Genomic DNA, 20,272 nt, shown 5'->3' with positions numbered 1-20,272 from the left:
TATTAATGATATGAGCCATGGACTTATCGTTATAGATAGCCATTCCAATGAGAAGCCAAGCCATTGACTCTAATGTTAATTTACGTTTTCTAAGCGTTACAGTTTCAGTCAAAGAATACGCTTCTTCTATCAACTTAAGAGGGAGTAAGTCTGCGAGGGTTTCAACTTGATGAGGCTTGAGTTGGTTGATAATGTCAAAAGCTTGAGATACTTGCATAAAAAAATCCGAGACCTATGAGGTAGGACTCGGATTCTGAAGCATTTAGAAGATCAGTCAACCGATCGATTTATCACTAAATGATCGGCATTAAACCTAGAGGTTGCTATTTTTTTGCAGGTTGTCGCTAGACTAACTCATTTATTATCGAGTCGTTCCTTAACCCAAAAACGCTTCTTCATCCATCTCTACTGGTAAAGAGTCAATTACTTCATCTTGTACTTGGTAGTATGCGCTTTCGTATTCTTGAACTTCCATAACAACTCCGAATTACTGTTTGTAGGGTCTGCGGCATGCCATTACTTTGATGACATTTTGCCAATAGAGGAAGAAGTAATGTTCAATCTACATCTTGAGATCAATTATATCAGGCATAATCGGAGAGTTACAGAATAGTTTCAGTTTAGTTTGCAAATTCTCTTTAAAACTTGGTATATCAGCCTAAAAACATCCAAAACCGTTACTTGAAATGAAAGACTTTCAGTTTTTAATAGTTTAAGTGATAAGTAGCCCAGTTTTAAAGACCAAAAACTAGGCGTGATTTATCAACAGCTATCAATAAGTAGAGCTTGGTGTTAAAAACTAAAAGATAATGAATACGCTAGTTGAATTTGAAGCGGGGAAATTAGGGCATTAAAGACGCCCTGTGACTTATACAAAACGAGCAAGTCGTTTCAACGCCTATACCCCATACAGGACGTAGGCGTTTATGATTACACTCGCCTATAACGCAAGACTTTTAGCGCCTTATTGGGATCAATATCAGCAAACGCAGGGGGATTATCTAATTGATCGACAAATGCCAAATTAGCACTGTACTCCTCAACTTGGTTCATCAAAAACTCAATCCCCAACTCAGGGGCATTCAGACACAAAAGAACTTCTCCACCAGGCGCTAAGAGCTCAGGTAAACGCTTTAACAAACGAGAATAATCCTTAGTAGCAACAAAACTGCCTTTTTGATTACTTGGCGGATCGGCAATAATCATCTCGTAAGGACCAAGTTTCGTCAGCTTACCCCAAGATTTAAAAATATCATGGCCAAAAAAACGGGCGCCAGCACCAAAGCCATTGAGTAGATGATTCTGCTTACCAATAGATAAGGCTCCTTTGCTCATATCGATATTCACGACACTGTCAGCTCCGCCCTGCAATGCAGCAACAGAAAAGGCACAAGTATAAGCAAAAAGGTTCAAGACCTTCTTATTTTCCGCGTGTTCCCTCACCCACTGCCTGCCGTTCTTCATATCTAAAAACAGACCATGGTTTTGGCCTCTTAACAGATGGATATGAAATTCTGCAGCTTGCTCAAGAACCGTGTGCTGCTCAGGAACCTCCCCAGACACCAGTTCGGTATGGGTTTGACCACCACTGCGATACTGATAAACGAGGTTCATCGTTTCATTCGCACCGCGTTGCTCACTCCACAACTGAGATAATCTTTGTGTTGCCGACGCAAGTTCATCTTCCCTTAACGGCTTAAAGCTGGTCAATAACAGCACAGGAGGAAACCAATCGACACACAGATGTTCCATGCCGGGATACACGCCACCACGACCATGAAAAAGCCGATTAACCTCTTCACCTAAGGTGACTTTGTTTAATTCATCAAAAAATAACTGCATTAAATTCACTTTTAACTTGTACTACAACTATGACTAAAAACTGACTTACTTGGTAATTTCAGGAGACTTATCATCTTCTATCTGTGCAACTTCTGCAGGAGCCACGAGCGTGGGTGTTGACTCTGGTTTTAGCTCATCCACATCATCGGCTAACAAAATAGCTAACCAGTTGCCACCTTTACTCGATTCCAGTGCTATTTTAACGATCATGGTCAACGGCACTGATAGCAACATCCCCACAGAGCCTAATAACCAGCCCCAAAAGATCAAAGATAAAAAGACCACGAGCGTAGAAAGCCCTAGGCCTCTGCCCATGTACCTAGGCTCAATCACATTACCCATCACCATATTGGTGCCTAAATACAGTAAACCAGTGGCACCAGCGGCTGCAGGGCCGAGTTGAATAAGCGCCAGTAACACAGAAGGAATAGCAGCAATGATCGACCCGATATTAGGAATGTAGTTGAATAGGAATGCCACCACGCCCCATAACAGCGCATAATCGACGCCTATTATCGCAAGTCCTATTCCTACAATCACACCCGTCGCTAAGCTAACTAAGGTCTTAATCACCATATACTGATTAACTGACTGTAAAAACTTATCAATCTGCTGCATTCTCATGTCTGGATCATCCAGAGCAAAATGCAATTTCTTCGGCATGGTTTGAGACTCAAATAACATGAAGACAACGGTCAAAATGATCAGAAATAGGTTCGCCATCACACTGCCCACGCCTGACAACATATTGGTTGTCATCGACAATGCCACACCGGGATCAAAATAGGCCAACATCTGCTCTTTGGTAATGATGATATTGAACGTACGCAATTTACCGATAATCCAGCCAAACTGCTCGACCAGCTGATCACGGTACAGGGGAAGTTGACTGGAAAACTCATTGATTGAACTGCCGACCACTTGAGCCAACCAAAGCCCCATCATCACGATAAATACCATCATAAATAGGATGGCTAACGCCCTTGGAACCCGTAACTTGGTGAGTCCAACAATGACGGGATTACAGATCACAGCAATAAAAGCAGATAATACGAAAGGAACCACGATAGGGCTCGCCGCCTTAATACCGGCCAAAATAATCACAATAAAGGCCATAATGGCGAAGCCTTTATAGGCGACTGATTGAGTATCAATTCTAGGCATTTAAAAAAATCCTTCTTGATTAACTAATACATTGATAGGCTTAGTAGCAACTTCAACATAGAGCTAGTAATAATTATGAAACCAGAAATTGCGGTAATTCGAATTAAAAATCTACGTCTGCGTACATTCATAGGCATTAAGGATGACGAAACTCAAAACAAACAAGATGTCTTGATCAATGCTGAAATTCACTATTGTGCGATGAAAGCACGCAATAGTGACAATATGGATGACGCATTGAATTATCGCACGATAACCAAAAAAATCATTGCATTAGTTGAGCATAATCGATTTTTCTTACTTGAACACCTTACAGGTCAAGTGTTAGATATCGCCAGTGAACATGACTGGGTTGACTTCGCGCAAGTCGAAATTGATAAACCTCATGCCCTCAGATTTGCAGACTCAGTCTCAATGCAGCTCAGTTACCACAAAAATAACGATTAACTTCACTGCATAGTAAAAATGGCTGCTGTGAATTATCAGCAGCCATGAACCAATAAAATCATTGCATTAGTTGAGCATAATCGATTTTTCTTACTTGAACATCTTACAGGGCAAGTGTTAGATATCGCCAGCGAACATGACTGGGTTGACTTCGCGCAAGTCGAAATTGATAAACCTCACGCCCTTAGATTTGCAGACTCTGTCTCAATGCAGCTCAGCTACCATAAAAACAACGACTAATTTAGTGTTCTAGTTAGATGGCTGCTGTGAATTATCAGCAGCCATAATCTAAACCCCACATAAAACAAATCCCATTAGGCTCAATGTGATCCTTTTTGCTATCCTGAGAGTATATCTATCTTTAACTTGATGAGATGCTATGAAAATATTAATCACAGGAGCCAGCGGTTTTGTTGGACATCAAGTTGTCAGGGCCTTAGAAAATCATCATGAGCTCTGCATACTGTCACGTCATCCCGCTAAGACCAGAGAAAGACTGGGCACTCAACATCAGTACCGAGCAAATTTAGACGATATGACCAATCTTGATGACTTTGATGCTGTGGTCAATTTGGCTGGTGAGCCCATCGCAAACAAGCGCTGGAGTGATGTTCAGAAAGAAAGAATCTGCAATAGCCGTTGGGAACTAACCGCCCGTTTGTCAGAACTGACACAGCTAAGCCAAACGCCTCCCTCGGTCTTCATTAGCGCATCGGCTATTGGTATTTACGGAGATACAGAACAAGCTGTCGATGAAAGTCTCTCTTTACCACAAAAGCAGATGAGTGATTCCCTGCCATTTCCACAAACCGTGTGCCAAAAATGGGAAGACGTCGCACTCAGTGCCTCTTCTGAACAAACAAGAGTGTGCGTTATTCGTATCGGTCTGGTACTGGGTTTATCCGGTGGCGCATTGCCTAAGATGTTACCAGCATTTAAGTTAGGACTTGGCGGTCCTATTGCCTCAGGTAAGCAAGGCATGAGCTGGATACACCAACAAGATTTAGTCGATTTGATCACTTTTCTGATCAACCATGATACCTGTTCGGGAATTTTTAATGCTACAGCGCCTCATCCGGTTAGCAACCTCGAGTTCTCCAAAGCCTTGGGCGCGACTTTATCAAGGCCAGCTATCCTGCCAATGCCGGGATTCATCCTCAACACCTTGTTAGGTGAAATGGCGCAACTGTTGACTGAAGGTCAATATGTTATGCCAACACGACTTCTCGATGCAGGCTTTAGCTTTAAACACCCTCAACTCAGTTATGCGCTTGCTGACATTCTAGAACGTTAGCAAGCTTTAACAAAAAAGGGCGATATCGCCCTTTCGTATATTTACCCTTTTCTTTCACTTAAAGGGCTTAACTTTTTCTCTTAAACTGGGGTTTTAAGCAGCTCTCCACAGGATTTACTCAACAACTGTCGACAACGCCACACGCCTAACAACGCGACAATAAGTGCCCCGCACACAGGTGCTATTCCCCACCACTCCCAATGCATATACACATTGAGCTCAAACACCTGCGTTTTTAACAAGTAGAGGGTAAACTCTGCCACAATCACGGCTAAAAGCCCTGCTATTGCACCCAGTATGGCAAACTCAAGACCAGTCGCCATTCTGAGTAGCCAACCAGATGCACCAAACGTTCTTAGTACCGCCAGTTCTCTTTGCCTTGTCGCCATCCCAGCTTCTGTCTGAGCTATCATCACTAAACTGCTCGCTAATACCACCAGCACCAGCACTAAAGTCAACGACAGTGACACTTGATCGATGATTTGACGTAGCTGCTTAATCATATTGCCCACATCGATAATCGATACTGTCGGAAACTGCTTAATGATTTGCAAAATCACTTCAGGCTTGTCTTCATCCAGATAAAAACTGGCCATTGAGGTATGTGCAAACGATGAGAGCGAATGTTTAGTGAAAACCATAAAGAAATTAGGCTGTAACGTCTCCCAATGCACCATTCTTATGCTGCCAACGTTAACCCTCAGAGTTTGGTTATCGATGACATAAGTCAGCGAGTCCCCGATCTCAATGCCCAAGCGTTCGGCAACACCCGATTCAACGGAAACATCATCATCGTTGACGTTAAATTCACCTTCTATCAACTCATTGTTTTCAGGCAAAGCATCACGCCAAGTAAGGTTTAACTCACGGGAGATCCCACGTCGTCCCTCAACACCTTCATCAGCTTGCTCGCCAGAGATCAACTCTTCACCATTAATCTCTGTTAAACGCCCTCGAATAACGGGATAGATATCCGTGGTTTTAACGGTATTTTTCGACAGAAACTCAGCTAACGACTCTGACTCATCCGGCGCAATATTGACCAAAAAGTAGTTAGGGGCATTTTCTGGTAATTGATTTTGCCACTCACTAAGCAAATCTTGTCGCAAAGCAAGAATGGTGAGTAACAGCACTAAAGCACTGCTGAAGCCCACTAATTGAATCGCATTCTGCTTAGCTCGTCGTCTTAACCCCGCCAAAGCCAACTGCAATGGGTTGGTTGTTTTCATGCCGACACTGTGCCCAGCGCGGATCATTAAAAAGCCCAGTACACTTAACAGCAGACCCAATAACAAAACACCCGCCACCACAGTCAAGGTTAACGGTAGGCTTTTTGAATAGAGATACCCTAAAAGCGCCATTGCAGAAAGGCTAAGTAACAGATGCAACCACATACCTAGCTGTAAACCTTCAAGCTGACGTTGTAACACTCGCAAAGGAGGAATGGAGAGCAGTCTCATCAGCGGATAAGCTGAAAACATAAAGGCACTGATAAAACCCGTAGCAAGACCGAGCAGTATGGGGCGAGTCAAAGGTGGCGAGTAAGCTGCTATTTCATCAGGTAAAAATGCTGTTATGCCCGCGTCCAGAGCAAAACCACCAATCAACCCCAATATCACGCCAAAAAAGGTCACTAACAGAAGGTGGACACCAAATAATGTGCGGATCTGTTTCGCAGAGGCGCCAAACGTTTTTAACATCGCCACTACGTCATAATGACGTTGGCAATAACGCTGAGCAGCAATTCCAATCGCCGCACAGGCTAATGCAATGCCAAGCAAACTGGCCAAAAGCAAAAATCGCTCTGCACGCTTAACCGCATCAGCTATCGGGGAGTCACCAGACTGCACATCGACCCAGCGTTGCGAGCTGTTAAGCAGTGGCTTTGCATAGGTTTCAAATTCCGTTAACTGCGCTTCATCACCAGTAAATTGCGCCAAATAAGTCACACGGCTACCTGGCTGAATGACGCCTGTACTCGCCACATCCTCCATACGCATTAACACTACGGGGGAAGATGCAAAGGGATTAAAACCTGCATCGGGTAAACGGGCGATCTCGGCGCTTAATGTGAACTGTTTATTTCCAAGCTCAAGTTGCTTGGGATACGCTAACAAGCCACCTAAGCGAGTTTCAAACCACAAATGACCGGTTTTTGGCAGTGCTGAGTAACTTACTCCCGCTTTATTATTGAGCTCTATTTTGCCTTTAAGAGGATAGCCATCTTCTACCGCACGAACAGTAACCAGCTGAAACTTGTCATCAGCAAATACCATGGAGTTAAACTGCACACTCGATACACGGTTTAACCCCAGTTCGGAAGCTTTAGCCAAGATTGACTCATCAATTTTGACTGGAGAATTAATAATTCTATCAGCGGCAATAAATTTAGAGGCTTGCCCGTTAATCGCTATCTGTAAACGCTCACTCACACGTGCTAAACCGGTAACCGATAACACCGCCAGTGTAATCGCCAACACAATCAGTAATAGTTGTCCCTGTAAAAGCTCTCGCTTAAATAGCCTCCAAGCTAACTGTACTTCCATTAGCTGGCCTCCACACTATGCAGGCCAACAGGACTCTCTATGCTTTCATTCTGGGCAGAGGTGGCACTCTTTTCAGTCAACTCGCCACTATCCATCAGTAATTGACGCTCACATCGTTTAGCTAACACTAAATCATGGGTCACGAGGACTAAGGTCGTGTCACTCTCACGATTAAGTTCAAACAACATATCGGCTACTTTCTGACTGTTGGCCGCATCTAAATTACCGGTAGGTTCATCGGCAAACAGTACCTTAGGCTCACAGATAAACGCGCGAGCAATCGCGACTCTTTGCTGCTCTCCACCAGAGAGCTGATTAGGAAAATGAGTCAAACGATGGCTTAATCCCACTCTGGTTAACATCGCCTCAGCTTTCTCTTTGGCCTTATCGATCCCTGCGAGCTCTGCCGGTAACATAACGTTTTCAAGCGCATTTAAGGTGTCCACCAACATGAATGACTGGAAAATAAAACTCACCTTCCTCTTTCTCAATGCAGCCTTACCCTCTTCATCCATATGCTGCAGTGCTTCACCGTCGAGCACGATTTCACCGGACGTTGGCGAGTCTAGAGCGGCCAATAATCCAAGTAACGTAGACTTGCCTGAACCTGATGGCCCCAAGATAGCAACACTCTCTCCCTGCTTGACTTCCATATTAATGCCGTTGAGGATAGTAAGCTCTCCCTCTTGGGTAGCCACTGACTTTATGAGACCCTTTACTGTGATTGCACTAATTTCTGACATAAATCCCTTCTCTCGCCTGATACTTAAACGTTCGCTTAGCCTAATTGGCTTTGCGACCATTCTAACGTGTTCACAACTGAATGCTGCACCTATATTAATCCTAGGTGATAGCCTAAGTGCAAGCTATGGTGTCGACGAAGAGCAAGGTTGGGTACATTTAATGCAGGGAAAAATGCCACAACATGAGATTACGAATGGCTCTGTGAGTGGTGAAACAACCGCTGGGGGATTACGTAGACTCCCCGCCCTGCTTGAGTCTGTACAACCTGAGCTCGTCTTAGTTGAACTTGGCGGCAATGATGGATTGAGAGGTTTTACACCGACACAATTGAAAGAAAATCTTACAAAAATAATTACCTTAGCGAAGTCTCAAGGGAGCCAAATTCTCCTTTCAGAGATCATGGTGCCACCAAATTATGGCCCACGATATGCAAAAATGTTTAATCAGGTTTACCAAGAACTTGCCACAGAACATCAAATTACCCTGATGCCATTCTTTATGACGGAGATTGCAACCAAACCAGAATATATGCAAAGAGATGGTATTCATCCCAATGCATCAGCTCAAAATGACATTGCAGAATTCGTCATACCTTGGATTGAAAAAACGTTATAGCTCACAAAACAGTGCAAAATATAACTATTCATTTGTTTAACAACGCAAATCTATATAGAGTCTTCGCCCTTTAAAATATAGGTCATTTGACTTGAGGAGAAGACTTTTGCAAGGTCGATTTAATAACATCAGCGTAATTCCAGGCATTTTAGCCGTTTGTTCACCCTTACTTTTTTCATCTGAGGCATCTGCAATGACCCCGATGAAACCAGTGAGCCAGCAGACGGTGCCAGCTCAACTTTATCCGCCGGCTGATGCCTCATTTGACTGGATTCAACTGACCTCATTTGAACTGTTAAAAGGTGAAATAAAGAACCTTTATGATGACAAGCTTGAATTTGAAAGTGATCAACTTGATACCCTTTATATCGACTGGGAAGATATCAAAGTACTTCAAAGTAATGGCGTCGTCAGTGTCGGTTTTACAGATCTAAGCACCAAAACTGGCAAATTATTGGTTAAAGATGGCAAAACCTTTATTGGTGGCGACGAGTTTGATCGCACTAAAATTATGACCATCATTGCCGGTGAGCAAAATGAAGCTAACTACTGGTCCAGCAAGATATCTTTAGGTGCTAATCTTCGCTCAGGAAACGCCTCTCAGGTCGATTACAGCGCCATTGCTAATGCTCAACGTCGCACTACCGAGTCTAGATATAACCTTGATTATTTGGGGAACTACTCTAAGACTGAAGGCGAAAACAATATCAATAATCACCGTATCAACACTCACTTTGATTGGTATTTATCGAAACACTTTTACTTACGCCCCGTGTTTGCCGAAATCTATATGGATCCGATTAAAAACATCCAATATAAAACAACACTCGGTTTAGGTGTGGGTTACGACATCATTGATACCTCTAAAATAGAGTGGAGCATCAGTGGCGGTCCAGCATACACTTACAATAAGTTTGACAATGTCGCCGTCGATCAAAAAGAGAGTGAAGGCAGTGCAGCCATGGTCATTGAGACCGTATTTGATACTGAAATAACCAGTGACATTGATTTCAATACTTTATATCGACTTCAGTATGGTAACGAAATTTCTGGCGGATACACACACCATGCTGTTGCAGGTTTTTCAATTGAGTTAACGGATATGTTCGATCTTGACCTGTCATTTGTCTGGGATCACACCAATACGCCACAACCCGATGCCAATGACACCATACCTAGACAAAACGATTATCAATTTATCATAGGTTTCGGTATCGACATCTAATTTTCAGGCTGGTTCTACTCACAATATCAGGCCGCCTTGCGGCCTGAATACAACGATCAACCTTCCTTAACCTTGTTCTTGATTTTATCTTACTCTTTTTTCAAAAAACCTCTATCTTGCCTCGGCTTTCAAACCCTGTTTAATTAAATTCATTTCATTTTGTTTTATAAGGGAAAAACTAACCTTCCACGTTTACTTGTTGCCCACTTACACTTGATAAAGACTTGTTAATCAATTGTTGGCCGGATCTCACATTGCTTATATGGTACGTCAGTGCAATCTAGGAGAGGAATAATAAAAATAAGCAGGAGACGCTATGTTCAACAAGAAACCATCATGGTTACTGCCCACTATCGTGGCCAGTGCCGTCGCACTCAGTTTAAGCGGATGTTCATCGGATGATGACAGCCCTGCCGTCGACGAGCCTGTCGTGACCCCAACTCCCGATCCGACTCCTAGCTTCCCTGAAGGCGCTATTATGATCGAAGATGGGGGAAACCTGACGATCCGCATTCAAGAAGCCTTAATCAACGCCCAGAGTAACGATGTGATCGTGCTGCCTAAAGGCAATTTCAAGATAGCATCAACCCTTCTTTTTGACGGTGATGTTGATGGCGATGGTTCCATGGCAAAAAATATCACCATCATGGGATATGGCATGGATGAAACTGTCTTAGACTTCTCTGAGTCCCTGACGGGTGATGGTATCTTCGTTCAAAATGCCGTTAACGTTATCATTCAAGATATGTCCGTCAATGAAGCCAAAAATAACGGGATTAAACTTAAAAATACCAACGGCATCATACTTAGACGCCTAGCGACAGTCTGGGAAGGTGAGCTCGATGAGAACAATGGTGCTTATGGCCTCTACCCAGTTGAATGTGAAAATATTCTTATTGAAGACACCTATGTTCGTGGCAGCGCCGATGCCGGTATCTATGTCGGCCAATCTGAATATATTGTGGTTCGTCGCAATATTGCCAAAGAAAACGTCGCGGGTATCGAAATTGAAAACTCAAAATATGCAGATGTTTATGGTAACGAAGTCATGGGGAATACCGGCGGTATTCTAGTCTTCGATTTACCCATTAATAACCACCGATATGGCTCTAGCGTTCGTATTTTCAATAACAAAGTTTATGAAAATAATACCAAGAATTTCGCCAATGCATCGGCTAATCCTGCCGGCGTTCATATCGTTCCACCGGGAACCGGTATGATCATCCTCTCGACCGATGATGTTGAGATTTTTGATAACGAAATCACCAATCACGATACAACTGGAGTTGCAATCACCAGTTTCTTCATCGCAGAGCCTGATATGAATGCCTTTGTGTCGAACTATGGCCAAGCTGACCAACCCATTGAAGATGGTTGGAGACCGACACCAAGAAATATTTACCTTCATGACAACGTGATCACCGATTATGGCAATAAGCCAAACGGCTACCTAATCGATGACATCATCAAGGCCTACCTCTTCACTCACGGCGAGTTCCCCGGCGTACTCTATGATGGCTTAGGTGAGATGTTATCCAATAACGGCACCGCCGCGTATTTAGGCCTGCAAGAGATGCCGTTTGCCGAAGATGGTAGCGACAATGTCTGTTCTACCAATAACGGTGATGTTTCATTTGGTCGACTGTTTGCCAACGACAACACAGATGTCAATATTCCCGATGTGCTTTATGAACCAACTCAAGATGAGATCATGAAGTGTGCTCAGGTCAGCTTACCTGTTCATACCGTCACGTTTGGCGATCAAACCTTCGGTTGTGGTGTCGATGATGATGTTGCAGGCTGTGATGGCGGCAATTTAGTTGGCGGTGGTGGTTCAATTGGTGAAGGAGAAGGCGGACTCGTCGGAGACGGTGATTTAGCCCTGTGCGAAACAACGGGCGATAAAGTCAATTGGGATGCACTCTTAGGCGCTAACTGTCCAAACCTATCTGACTACAACCTTTTTGCTGACAACTCAAATCCAAGTACTGGCGCAAATTCAGGTGGTTTACCTTATGATATGAATACACAACTCTTTACTGATTACTCCAGTAAATACCGTTTTGTCTTTGTACCCGAAGGGAAAACTGCAAACTACACGGCCCAAGAAAGCATGGATTTCCCTGTTGGAACTGTGATCAGTAAAACCTTTGCTTTACCCGCTAACACCAATGACCGTGGTATTGATAAAGAGGACATCATTGAGACTCGCTTATTGATCCGCCGCGCGACTGGTTGGTCTGCACTGCCTTACATTTACAATACTGATAAATCCGATGCGGTAATAGCCAAAGCGGGTGCGATTCAAGGCAAGCAAGTTATCCATAATGGCGAAACTTTGGATTTTGATTATGTGGTTCCGAGCATGAATCAATGTAAGCAATGTCATCAGTTTAAAGCCACTCCCGATACGCCAGCTATCTTTGTTCCTATCGGGCCGAAAGCGCGTCATCTGAATAAAGATTATGCGTACGCTGACGGCACCATGAATCAGCTGATGAAATGGCAGGCTGCGGGAATACTACAAGGTGTACCAGATGTTACAACGATCGATTCAGTGCCGAGTTACGATGATGGAGATGAATCGAGCGTGACATCACTCTCCGATGAGATGTTGATGGATACAGCTAAGGGCTACCTAGATGTGAACTGTGCCCATTGTCACCGTCCCGAAGGCAATGCCTCGAATACAGGTCTTTCTCTAGAGTACGGACGTGAATATGGTGATGGATTTGCCCACGGCACCTGTAAATCACCGGTTGCTTATGGTGGTGGTTCATTGGGATACGATGTAGTGCCTGGCTCACCGGAACTTTCTATTCTGCACTTTAGAATGGATACTAATGCCCCTGGCGACCGTATGCCAGAAATCGGGCGTAGCTTAACCCATGGAGAAGGTGTAGCACTTATCCACGAATGGATTAAGCGTCTTCCTCAAGCCAGTTGTTCACAGTAAAACAGCTAATATTATTTAGTGTTTAGAAACGATAAGGCCGGTTAACCCCGGCCTTTTTTGTCTAACGAAGAGAGAACTCATAAATGAAGTATGGTTACTGGATAACAGTGCGATAACCGAAAAGATCTGATCTCATCGATGAGTTCAGGTTAACTAGCATTTGGCTTCTCATTGAGACGTAAGAAGTGTCCCGGCGGCTTACCAAGCCAGTGCTTGAAGCTTTGGCGGAAATGACTGACATCGCCAAAGCCCATCACCTCTGCAATATCTTCAACGCTGTGCTCTTCTGACAAAATCAAGCCAATTGCTGCCTGAGAACGCACTTGATCCACCAACTTTTGATAGCTGCTTCCCGCTTGTGAGATCTTACGCCTAAGCGTTCGGGCGCTGATATTCTGCATTACGGCCATCTGCTCCATATTAGGGCAGTCAGGGAAAGACTGACGCAACTGTTCTAACAAGACTTCAATATAGGAGGGCTGCTGATTAGCGATGGTGTTGATCCGGTTTTTATCAAAATCATAAGTCACAGGTAAAGAAAGATACTGTTGATCGATTGACCATTCATTAAACTCTGCACCAAACTGCACATCAGCACCGGTAATGGCAGACAAAAAGCTGGTGTCCCTGTCAGCCTCGGCCAAACAGATCTTATCGAATAAAATGGGCTGTCCAGCGAGACCTGTGCCTATCTTAATTAAGCCGCAAACACTGTGTTGAAACTGACAGGAATAGCGTTCCTTATCAATTTTACCCGTGTTGAGCCAACGAATTCGCAACTTCCCCTCTTCATGACTGACTAGAGTATCGGTAAAGCTGCCTACTCGCTCAGGATGAGAAAGCACAAATTGTAGGCATTCACCAATCGTCTGACACTGATTAAAAAACGTAAGTAAGAAATCCAAATCCTTGACTGTGTATTGACCTCCTACTTTGGCACCAATCTCAGGGTCTTGGGTATATTGCTGTAAAAACTCCATGGCAAAGTCAGCTTGCCAAACATAAATAAGCTGTAAATGTTCGAGCTCTGACATCCCCATTCCGATTTTTGAGCACAAGCTCTCAACGACTTCATCACCATAATGTTGTTGAAGATAGTTAAGTAAATTTCGTAGTTGGTAAGCCGGATAAGATTGATCACCAACCAGCATATTCCGCTTGTAGCTTTGCACGTACTTCATCATCAAGGGGCTTCTTGTTAATTCTTATCTATTTTGTATATTATTTGAGGAGGATGCGACAACATTTTTTAATATGTAAATAAACTAACAAAAAAGCCTGCAAAATGCAGGCTTTAAATGATGTGACAAAATCATGAACACTAGAGTGTTAACTCATTGGTTGGTTTTTCTCAGCCATTTTATTAAAAATTGAATTAACAGATAACGAAGCCGCATGAGCTAATTTATCGGCAAATTTCTTCTTTAACTGATAGCTCACTTTAATCACAGTGCGCTCTTTTGCCAAGTTCATGATGACATCATCACTGGTAGAGATTGCATCGATTAAGCCAAGCTCAATCGCTTGTTGCCCGTACCAATGCTCACCTGTTGCCACTTTGGCTAAATCTAAATCAGGGCGATATTGGGCGATAAACCCTTTGAATAACTCATGAGTTTCTTCTAGCTCCTCTTGGAACTTCTCACGACCTTCATCTGTATTCTCACCAAACACAGTCAAGGTACGTTTAAAGTCACCAGCGGTGTGCTGCTCATAATCAATATCATGCTTTTTAAGCAGCTTATTGAAGTTTGGCACTTGAGCAACAACCCCAATAGAGCCAACAATGGCAAAAGGAGCTGCGTACACTTTATTGGCCACACACGCCATCATGTAACCGCCACTGGCAGCCACTTTATCAACACAAATAGTCAAATGAACGTTTGCTTGACGTAGACGATCAAGCTGGCTTGATGCTAATCCATAAGCATGAACCATACCGCCGCCACTTTCGACATTAACAATGGCTTCATCACCCGGCTCAGCAATAGCAATAATCGCAGTGATCTCTTCACGTAATGACGACACCTCATTGGCATCGATACTGCCTTTAAAATCAATCACGAAAACACGCGGTTCTATCACTAATTCTTCTTGTTCTTTAAGTGCCTTCTCTTTGGCCTTCTCATCAGCCTTTAATTGCTTCTCATAAGCTTTAAATTGCTGCTTAGTATAAAGCTCCTCTTTAAGATCGTGTTGCAACTCTTCGAGTTCTTCAGAGATATTGGTCAGTCTTAGCTCACCTTTGCCCCCTTTTTGCTTAATAGCAGAAGCTAAAACAACAATCACAACCGCAATAATTGATAACACCACGGTGATCGCTTTAGCGAAAAATAATCCATACTCGTACAAAAATTCCAAAATATGCTCCAGCAAATCGATCTGATACCAAACGGTATTAATTTCAATCTAAAAAATGAAGGTTATTCTAACAGTCATTAGCCTAATAACAAAAGTAACAATAAATGAGTAAAGCATAAAAAAACCCAGCAAAGGCTGGGTTTTTAAGCAAATTTCTAGGGATAGAAGAAATTAATTACAAGGAGCGATTATCTCCCCTACAGGAGACCCTTCAGACAGGCCAACCGCAATAGTTGGACTTGTTGCATCAGGTAATCTTGCACTATGAGCAAAGAAGGCCACCTGTGTTTGCATCTCAACGGTAGCAGCAGCTTCGTAGCCATCGGTCACATCAGGTATAGCAGATGGACTAATAATTGAACTATGATGTCCCTTGGTAAATCGCACAGCACCAGAACCTTGGGTAGTACTATCAACACATTCAAGGCCTAAGTTAGCAATCAGTGGCTCAGTACCCGATATTGGGAAGTTATCAACGGTATTTGGTAATACTTGATCTGGCAGGCTTTTAGCACCATCTCCAACCACTTCAATTAAGTGAAGAGGTAACTCAGTTCCCTTAAGCATAGCGGCATGATTGATTGGATCTGCACTGTCCACCACTGTTTGTACAGCAAAAGCGAACGAAGGCAGGAACCCTTGGTAAACCGCCATCTGAAGCGTTTTATATTCTTCAGTTCCTGGTTCATAACCCGCTGTGTTGGCCGCATCAAATAGCGCTTTAAAACTATCGCTAGCAATGATATTTGCAAACAATTGAGGTTCGAACGTTGGCGAGCCTATAAAGCTTCCCGCAAATCCACCACTTGGTGCCACTAAAGAAGCTGCATTAAGTTTGTAAACATAACTCAAATCCGCCCCAGAGGTTGGGTCAGTCAAGCCAGTGCTAGCGTAAGTCGAAAAGTTAGTCCCAACAATAGCGCCTAAACTTAATCCTTGTGCACTGATATTATTAATATCAAATAACTGAGGCGCACCCGCTTTGGCCAAAGCGCCCGCATAACCTGTTAGTGACGCTCTCAGTCCAAGATGATCTAACGTTGCCTGGCGGAAGTTATCACGCACAGTTAACGTACTAGCAATATTAATAAAGACTAAAGGATTACCATTTGTAAAAGCATCCGGTGTCCCTACTACGGTACCAAAGCTAGGATCCGTTGCAGATACCTCATAAATACCATCTTTATTAGCATCATAAGAACGGGAACCGTGCAATGGCATATCGATGGCCATAGTGGCGACACCAAACCCGGCATAGGTTCCTGCGTAGGAATAAGCCATCTCTTTACCACCACCTAAACCATGCATTGCTATGGTTGTAGGCCAACCAGCAGCTGGCGCAGGTGCAAAGTTTGGAACGGTAATTTGGACCGTAAGCACCTCATAATTCTTAATTTGAGGAATAGGATTAAACTTCGTTAGATGCTTTGTCTTATCAGCAGCAGTGCCATCGTCTAATAACCAAGTTTTACCAGCTAGAAGCGCTGGATTAGCAAGCGCTGCACTAGGATCGACACCATTAGCAACGGCCTGAGCACCAAAATTTGTTTGACTCAAGGTACCAGCTTGTAATGCAAGTAAAACCGATACAGGGCTATCACCCATCGCACTCCAATAACTGTTAATCAAAGGCTGATTCTTTTCATCTAAACATGATACAGATGAACACTCACCAAAAACTGGGACTTTAATTTTTGCTTGCCACACATCAGCTTTACTGGCGCCTGCATATGCAGGATGCGCTTCTGGTAATTGTAATGCTTGGGCTAAGTTGTAACCTAAGAAATGAGGTGGTTCGACAAATTCAGGCATATAACCAGGCTGTCCAGCAATCAGTAATTTAGATGTCTCGTAGACATCTGCAACCGATTGTGTAGTGAACAAACCTGAAAAACTGATGGTTTCAGGATCAACACCATGCGCTGAAGCTAGGCCTTTTTCATAACTGTTGATCAACGTCTGCAGACTTAGCTGAGACGGTGTTTCAAGCGGATGAGTCTCAATATCTAATCTAACGCTGGTATAGGTTGCTGAAGCTGCAATCGATTGACTCGCGCTATCTTGAATCAGGTCTGTAGTGACGTAAATATAAGACTGATTAGCTTTTAACGGCTTTAGCGGCACAATTGCAATCGTGCTGCCTGAAGCTTTAGAGACAAAATCAACACCAAATGTCAGCTCATCCCCGACTTTACAGGCAGAAGCTGACGGTTCTGCACTGCACTCTGGATCCGATGAAAGAGGACCACCAACAGTCGCTTCAAACACTCTTACCGCACCGGCTTGAAAAACAGAAGCTGCATCGAGGGTCAGCGCCTTACCAGCATGATCGCTTGCGAGCTCTACAGTAATTGAGATTGGGGATGTGGTAGACCAACCATCTAGTGCACCAATAGCCATAGAGGGATCAGTATAATCACTTGTGCCATCAGCCATTTCGCCAGACATGTTAATTGTACCGTCACTGGTACCACTGAATAAAAGATCATTCGGCACTGGTAATGTTCGTTTAGCGGGATCTGCATTACCGGGATCAAAAGCAATATGAGATTCAGGAATCAGAATTTCTCCTTTATTTTCTGCCTTATCTCTTAATTCATCAACAGAATCTCCGCCACAGCCCGTTAATCCAAGCGCAGATGCAATCGCAACACCCAAAAAGAGTCTTTTCATCTTTGTTCCCCAAATCTTGTTGTAATAATTTTTGTTTTCCCCAAAAAATTTGGTCACAATAGACAATAATTGAATGACCAAATAGGACTTTTAGAAGTCCCTACCTAAGTTCAAGTTAACGCAAATATATTGACTTAGCTACATTTTTGTCACAATCACATACTGAATATACGAACAATAATTAATCATTTGTTTTAAACTACTGTTTATCACATCAATGACTCTAGAGGTGGCGGGCTTTTCCGCCGATAGGAAATATTGACTCATGTTGGAATATCAAGCTGCAAAAGATCTACTTATTAACAAAACAATCCTAGTCACAGGCGCTGGAGACGGCATTGGCCGTGCAGCTGCGATCTGTTTTGCCAAGCACGGGGCTACTGTGATTCTACTCGGGAAGACGGTCAAAAAATTAGAAGCAGTCTATGATGTGATTGAGCAAGCTGGTTGCCCTAAACCCGCTATTGTTCCATTGGATCTTAAAGGTGCCACAGAACAAAACTATATCGATATGGCTGAAACCATAGAACAGCAGTTTGGCCACTTAGATGGACTCTTGCATAACGCGAGCATGTTAGGCGTTTTAGGCCCATTTAAGCATATTTCAATGGATTCAGTAACAGAAGTCATGCAGGTGAATGTCATTGCTGAAATCATGCTAACGAAAGCCTTGCTACCCGTAATGAAAAAGTCACCACAGGCATCATTAGTGTTCACATCAAGCAGTGTTGGCCGTAAAGCCAAGGCATTCTGGGGTGAGTATGCAATATCTAAATTTGCCACCGAAGGCATGATGCAAGCTATTGCTGATGAATACGAAGGCTCTAACCTTCGTGCAAACAGCATTAACCCAGGCGCCACACGCACAGCCATGCGTGCCAATGCTTATCCAGCTGAGAACCAACAAATGCTTAAAACCCCTGAAGAGATTATGGCCACATATCTCTACCTAATGGGGAATGATTCTGTCGAGATTAATGGGCAACAGCTCAACGCACAGTAATCTTGTCTCTTAGACTCAAGAAGGAGCTTAACGCTTCTTCTTTTCTTACTCTCTGAAATATTCACTTCTTTGGCTAAATAATCATTATTAAATATCAATCTCAGCAAAGTAGATGGCGGCTTTACCCTCATGTGATGAATAATAACTCACCTTTAAACTGCCCTTATCGAGCACGACACCTGCGTAACTGTTATCACCGCCAGAGGGAAGACTAAACAGCTCCGTGACCTCCGCAGATTGTTCGTCTATTTCAACAACACTGGTTCGCGTTTTATCATCATACAAACGCACAACACCATAATGATGGCCTTGATAATAAAAACTCACCGGTCCGCCAACCCGTTTATCTAATTCTTGCCACTGCCAATATTGATAGGGAGGCTTAGACGACCCTAAAAGAGCGGTTTCTTCAGGGCCCCAAACCGGATCGCGTCTAAGCAGGCAATGTGCATTATCATGCTCATCAAAAAACAGCCCTGATTCATTCACATAGCCTTGCTTGTTCAAGTTTTTAAACACTCGAGTAAAATGTTGGCCGTCAATGCTCTTATACAAGCTGGCATAGCCTTTTGGCTTAGGCAGATAAGATATCCCCCACAGCACGTTGTTATGTACACACAGCCGCCATAGCCAGTCATTAGGTCTCGCTATCTCATCAGGTCCAGACCAAGATACTCCATCTGTGGTTCGCCAAACATATGATTGCCTCTCTTGTTTAACTCGCGAGATAAAACTGCCCACGCCAAAGAGCAATAACGCTCCCTGATACACTACAAGTTTTCCATCGCGCATATCTGCATGACTCATCTGCATCAGGGCTACCGACTCCCACGTATTTCCTTCATCGGGCGAGCAAATCACTCTCAACATGCCGTCATCGGATACAGGAGTACTTCCCTCTCTAAACACGCAATAGAGTTGATCACTAAAGCGCACCATATCAGTGAATGCATTGTGATCAGCTAAGTCCCAGATTTTATCCACTGACATCAATTTCATGAAGAGCCTAATTCGTTGCGGTTTATCTATTTATAGCACGGTATTTTATTGACGAAAATGTTCTCGTATCGGCTTTATACCAATCAGTATAAAGACTTGATCGCTCAGCGAGAGTTTAGCGGTCCTGAGGCAAGGCAGCGAGTGAAGAGCATAGTTATTCTACGGTTAAGCTCGTTAACACAGCATCAGAAGCGCTAAAACTCGCCTATAAGGAGTGTTTTGGGCTGCCTACTTCTGCGTTGAATGAACTCATAAGGGAACAACCATTATGTCATCCATTCACCTTGAATTAGTTTGCCAAAAAACACTCTGAGTCTGACGAATCCCCACAAAAAGAGATGAATAAATAATGAGATAGGTGAAATAGTGAGGAACATTCATGGCATTTGGTGATCAAATTTAT

15 protein-coding genes and 1 pseudogene are annotated in these 20,272 nt (G+C 43.4%); 7 read left to right on the top strand and 9 right to left on the bottom strand.

Annotated features, from left to right (window positions below; genetic code table 11):
* The 3 genes from FN961_RS25320 to FN961_RS25310 all read right to left on the bottom strand — a co-directional run.
* The coding region (locus FN961_RS25320; RefSeq protein ID WP_185972828.1) for a transposase domain-containing protein at positions 1–217 on the bottom strand (217 nt) is incomplete at its 3' end.
* Between the two features lie 713 nt (positions 218–930).
* A complete protein-coding gene (locus tag FN961_RS25315) occupies positions 931–1,842 on the bottom strand; it encodes a class I SAM-dependent methyltransferase (protein WP_144042919.1) in 912 nt (303 codons plus the stop codon).
* Positions 1,843–1,887: 45 nt separating this feature from the next.
* Complete coding sequence (locus tag FN961_RS25310) at positions 1,888–3,006, bottom strand: AI-2E family transporter (RefSeq protein ID WP_144042918.1); 1,119 nt, start codon at positions 3,004–3,006, stop codon at positions 1,888–1,890.
* Between the two features lie 75 nt (positions 3,007–3,081).
* Between FN961_RS25310 and folX the strand changes: the two genes are divergently transcribed.
* The 3 genes and pseudogenes from folX (at position 3,082) to FN961_RS25295 (ending at position 4,747) form a co-directional block, all read left to right on the top strand.
* Positions 3,082–3,453 (top strand): dihydroneopterin triphosphate 2'-epimerase, encoded by a 372-nt coding sequence (gene folX / locus FN961_RS25305; RefSeq protein WP_144042917.1) that lies wholly within the window; start codon positions 3,082–3,084, stop codon positions 3,451–3,453.
* A 48-nt stretch (positions 3,454–3,501) separates the two neighbouring features.
* A pseudogene (locus FN961_RS26100) lies at positions 3,502–3,693 on the top strand (dihydroneopterin aldolase); the annotation flags it as partial.
* Positions 3,694–3,832: 139 nt separating this feature from the next.
* Complete coding sequence (locus FN961_RS25295; RefSeq protein ID WP_144042916.1) at positions 3,833–4,747, top strand: TIGR01777 family oxidoreductase; 915 nt, start codon at positions 3,833–3,835, stop codon at positions 4,745–4,747.
* An 80-nt stretch (positions 4,748–4,827) separates the two neighbouring features.
* On the opposite strand, the gene FN961_RS25290 is transcribed toward FN961_RS25295, so the two are convergent.
* Positions 4,828–7,293 (bottom strand): ABC transporter permease, encoded by a 2,466-nt coding sequence (locus FN961_RS25290; RefSeq protein ID WP_144042915.1) that lies wholly within the window; start codon positions 7,291–7,293, stop codon positions 4,828–4,830.
* On the bottom strand, positions 7,293–8,036 hold the full coding sequence (locus FN961_RS25285; RefSeq protein ID WP_144042914.1) for an ABC transporter ATP-binding protein: 744 nt from the start codon (positions 8,034–8,036) through the stop codon (positions 7,293–7,295). Before FN961_RS25285 ends, FN961_RS25290 begins: the two co-directional genes overlap by 1 nt.
* Between FN961_RS25285 and FN961_RS25280 the strand changes: the two genes are divergently transcribed.
* From FN961_RS25280 to FN961_RS25270, 3 genes are all read left to right on the top strand, one after another.
* A complete protein-coding gene (locus tag FN961_RS25280) occupies positions 8,014–8,652 on the top strand; it encodes an arylesterase (RefSeq protein WP_229814812.1) in 639 nt (212 codons plus the stop codon). The two genes, FN961_RS25285 and FN961_RS25280, sit on opposite strands and share 23 nt — an antisense overlap.
* Before the next feature lie 193 nt (positions 8,653–8,845).
* Positions 8,846–9,877 carry a DUF481 domain-containing protein gene (locus tag FN961_RS25275; protein WP_144042912.1) on the top strand — a complete coding sequence of 344 codons (1,032 nt, stop codon included), beginning with the start codon at positions 8,846–8,848 and terminating at the stop codon, positions 9,875–9,877.
* Between the two features lie 316 nt (positions 9,878–10,193).
* Positions 10,194–12,833 carry a parallel beta-helix domain-containing protein gene (locus FN961_RS25270; RefSeq protein ID WP_144042911.1) on the top strand — a complete coding sequence of 880 codons (2,640 nt, stop codon included), beginning with the start codon at positions 10,194–10,196 and terminating at the stop codon, positions 12,831–12,833.
* Positions 12,834–12,982: 149 nt separating this feature from the next.
* Here the strand turns inward: FN961_RS25270 and FN961_RS25265 are convergent, their stop codons facing one another.
* The 3 genes from FN961_RS25265 to FN961_RS25255 all read right to left on the bottom strand — a co-directional run bounded on the left by FN961_RS25265 (position 12,983) and on the right by FN961_RS25255 (position 17,867).
* Positions 12,983–14,014 carry an AraC family transcriptional regulator gene (locus tag FN961_RS25265; RefSeq protein ID WP_144042921.1) on the bottom strand — a complete coding sequence of 344 codons (1,032 nt, stop codon included), beginning with the start codon at positions 14,012–14,014 and terminating at the stop codon, positions 12,983–12,985.
* 148 nt (positions 14,015–14,162) lie between these two features.
* The gene (sohB, locus tag FN961_RS25260; protein WP_185972886.1) at positions 14,163–15,194 is read right to left on the bottom strand and encodes a protease SohB; all 1,032 of its coding nucleotides are present in this window, start codon (positions 15,192–15,194) and stop codon (positions 14,163–14,165) included.
* 171 nt (positions 15,195–15,365) lie between these two features.
* Positions 15,366–17,867 carry a VolA/Pla-1 family phospholipase gene (locus FN961_RS25255; RefSeq protein WP_144042910.1) on the bottom strand — a complete coding sequence of 834 codons (2,502 nt, stop codon included), beginning with the start codon at positions 17,865–17,867 and terminating at the stop codon, positions 15,366–15,368.
* Positions 17,868–18,132: 265 nt separating this feature from the next.
* Here FN961_RS25255 and FN961_RS25250 point away from each other — a divergent pair, with 265 nt between their 5' ends.
* The gene (locus tag FN961_RS25250; protein WP_144042909.1) at positions 18,133–18,870 is read left to right on the top strand and encodes a YciK family oxidoreductase; all 738 of its coding nucleotides are present in this window, start codon (positions 18,133–18,135) and stop codon (positions 18,868–18,870) included.
* An 87-nt stretch (positions 18,871–18,957) separates the two neighbouring features.
* Here the strand turns inward: FN961_RS25250 and FN961_RS25245 are convergent, their stop codons facing one another.
* A complete protein-coding gene (locus FN961_RS25245; RefSeq protein ID WP_144042908.1) occupies positions 18,958–19,869 on the bottom strand; it encodes an exo-alpha-sialidase in 912 nt (303 codons plus the stop codon).
* Between the last annotated feature and the right edge of the window lie 403 nt (positions 19,870–20,272).

It is taken from the genome of Shewanella hanedai (assembly GCF_007197645.1).
GTDB classification, from domain to species: domain Bacteria; phylum Pseudomonadota; class Gammaproteobacteria; order Enterobacterales; family Shewanellaceae; genus Shewanella; species Shewanella hanedai.
Note: the sequence above shows the minus strand (reverse complement) of the source record. Positions and strands in the feature narration are given on the sequence as shown.

Bases quoted from the DNA above. Each gene is read 5' to 3' on its own strand.
- FN961_RS25315 (WP_144042919.1), bottom strand. From the start codon at position 1,842: ATGCAGTTATTTTTTGATGAATTAAACAAAGTCACCTTAGGTGAAGAG.
- FN961_RS25310 (WP_144042918.1), bottom strand. From the start codon at position 3,006: ATGCCTAGAATTGATACTCAATCAGTCGCCTATAAAGGCTTCGCCATT.
- folX (WP_144042917.1), top strand. From the start codon at position 3,082: ATGAAACCAGAAATTGCGGTAATTCGAATTAAAAATCTACGTCTGCGT.
- FN961_RS25295 (WP_144042916.1), top strand. From the start codon at position 3,833: ATGAAAATATTAATCACAGGAGCCAGCGGTTTTGTTGGACATCAAGTT.
- FN961_RS25290 (WP_144042915.1), bottom strand. From the start codon at position 7,293: ATGGAAGTACAGTTAGCTTGGAGGCTATTTAAGCGAGAGCTTTTACAG.
- FN961_RS25285 (WP_144042914.1), bottom strand. From the start codon at position 8,036: ATGTCAGAAATTAGTGCAATCACAGTAAAGGGTCTCATAAAGTCAGTG.
- FN961_RS25275 (WP_144042912.1), top strand. From the start codon at position 8,846: ATGACCCCGATGAAACCAGTGAGCCAGCAGACGGTGCCAGCTCAACTT.
- FN961_RS25270 (WP_144042911.1), top strand. From the start codon at position 10,194: ATGTTCAACAAGAAACCATCATGGTTACTGCCCACTATCGTGGCCAGT.
- FN961_RS25265 (WP_144042921.1), bottom strand. From the start codon at position 14,014: ATGAAGTACGTGCAAAGCTACAAGCGGAATATGCTGGTTGGTGATCAA.
- FN961_RS25255 (WP_144042910.1), bottom strand. From the start codon at position 17,867: ATGAAAAGACTCTTTTTGGGTGTTGCGATTGCATCTGCGCTTGGATTA.
- FN961_RS25250 (WP_144042909.1), top strand. From the start codon at position 18,133: ATGTTGGAATATCAAGCTGCAAAAGATCTACTTATTAACAAAACAATC.
- FN961_RS25245 (WP_144042908.1), bottom strand. From the start codon at position 19,869: ATGAAATTGATGTCAGTGGATAAAATCTGGGACTTAGCTGATCACAAT.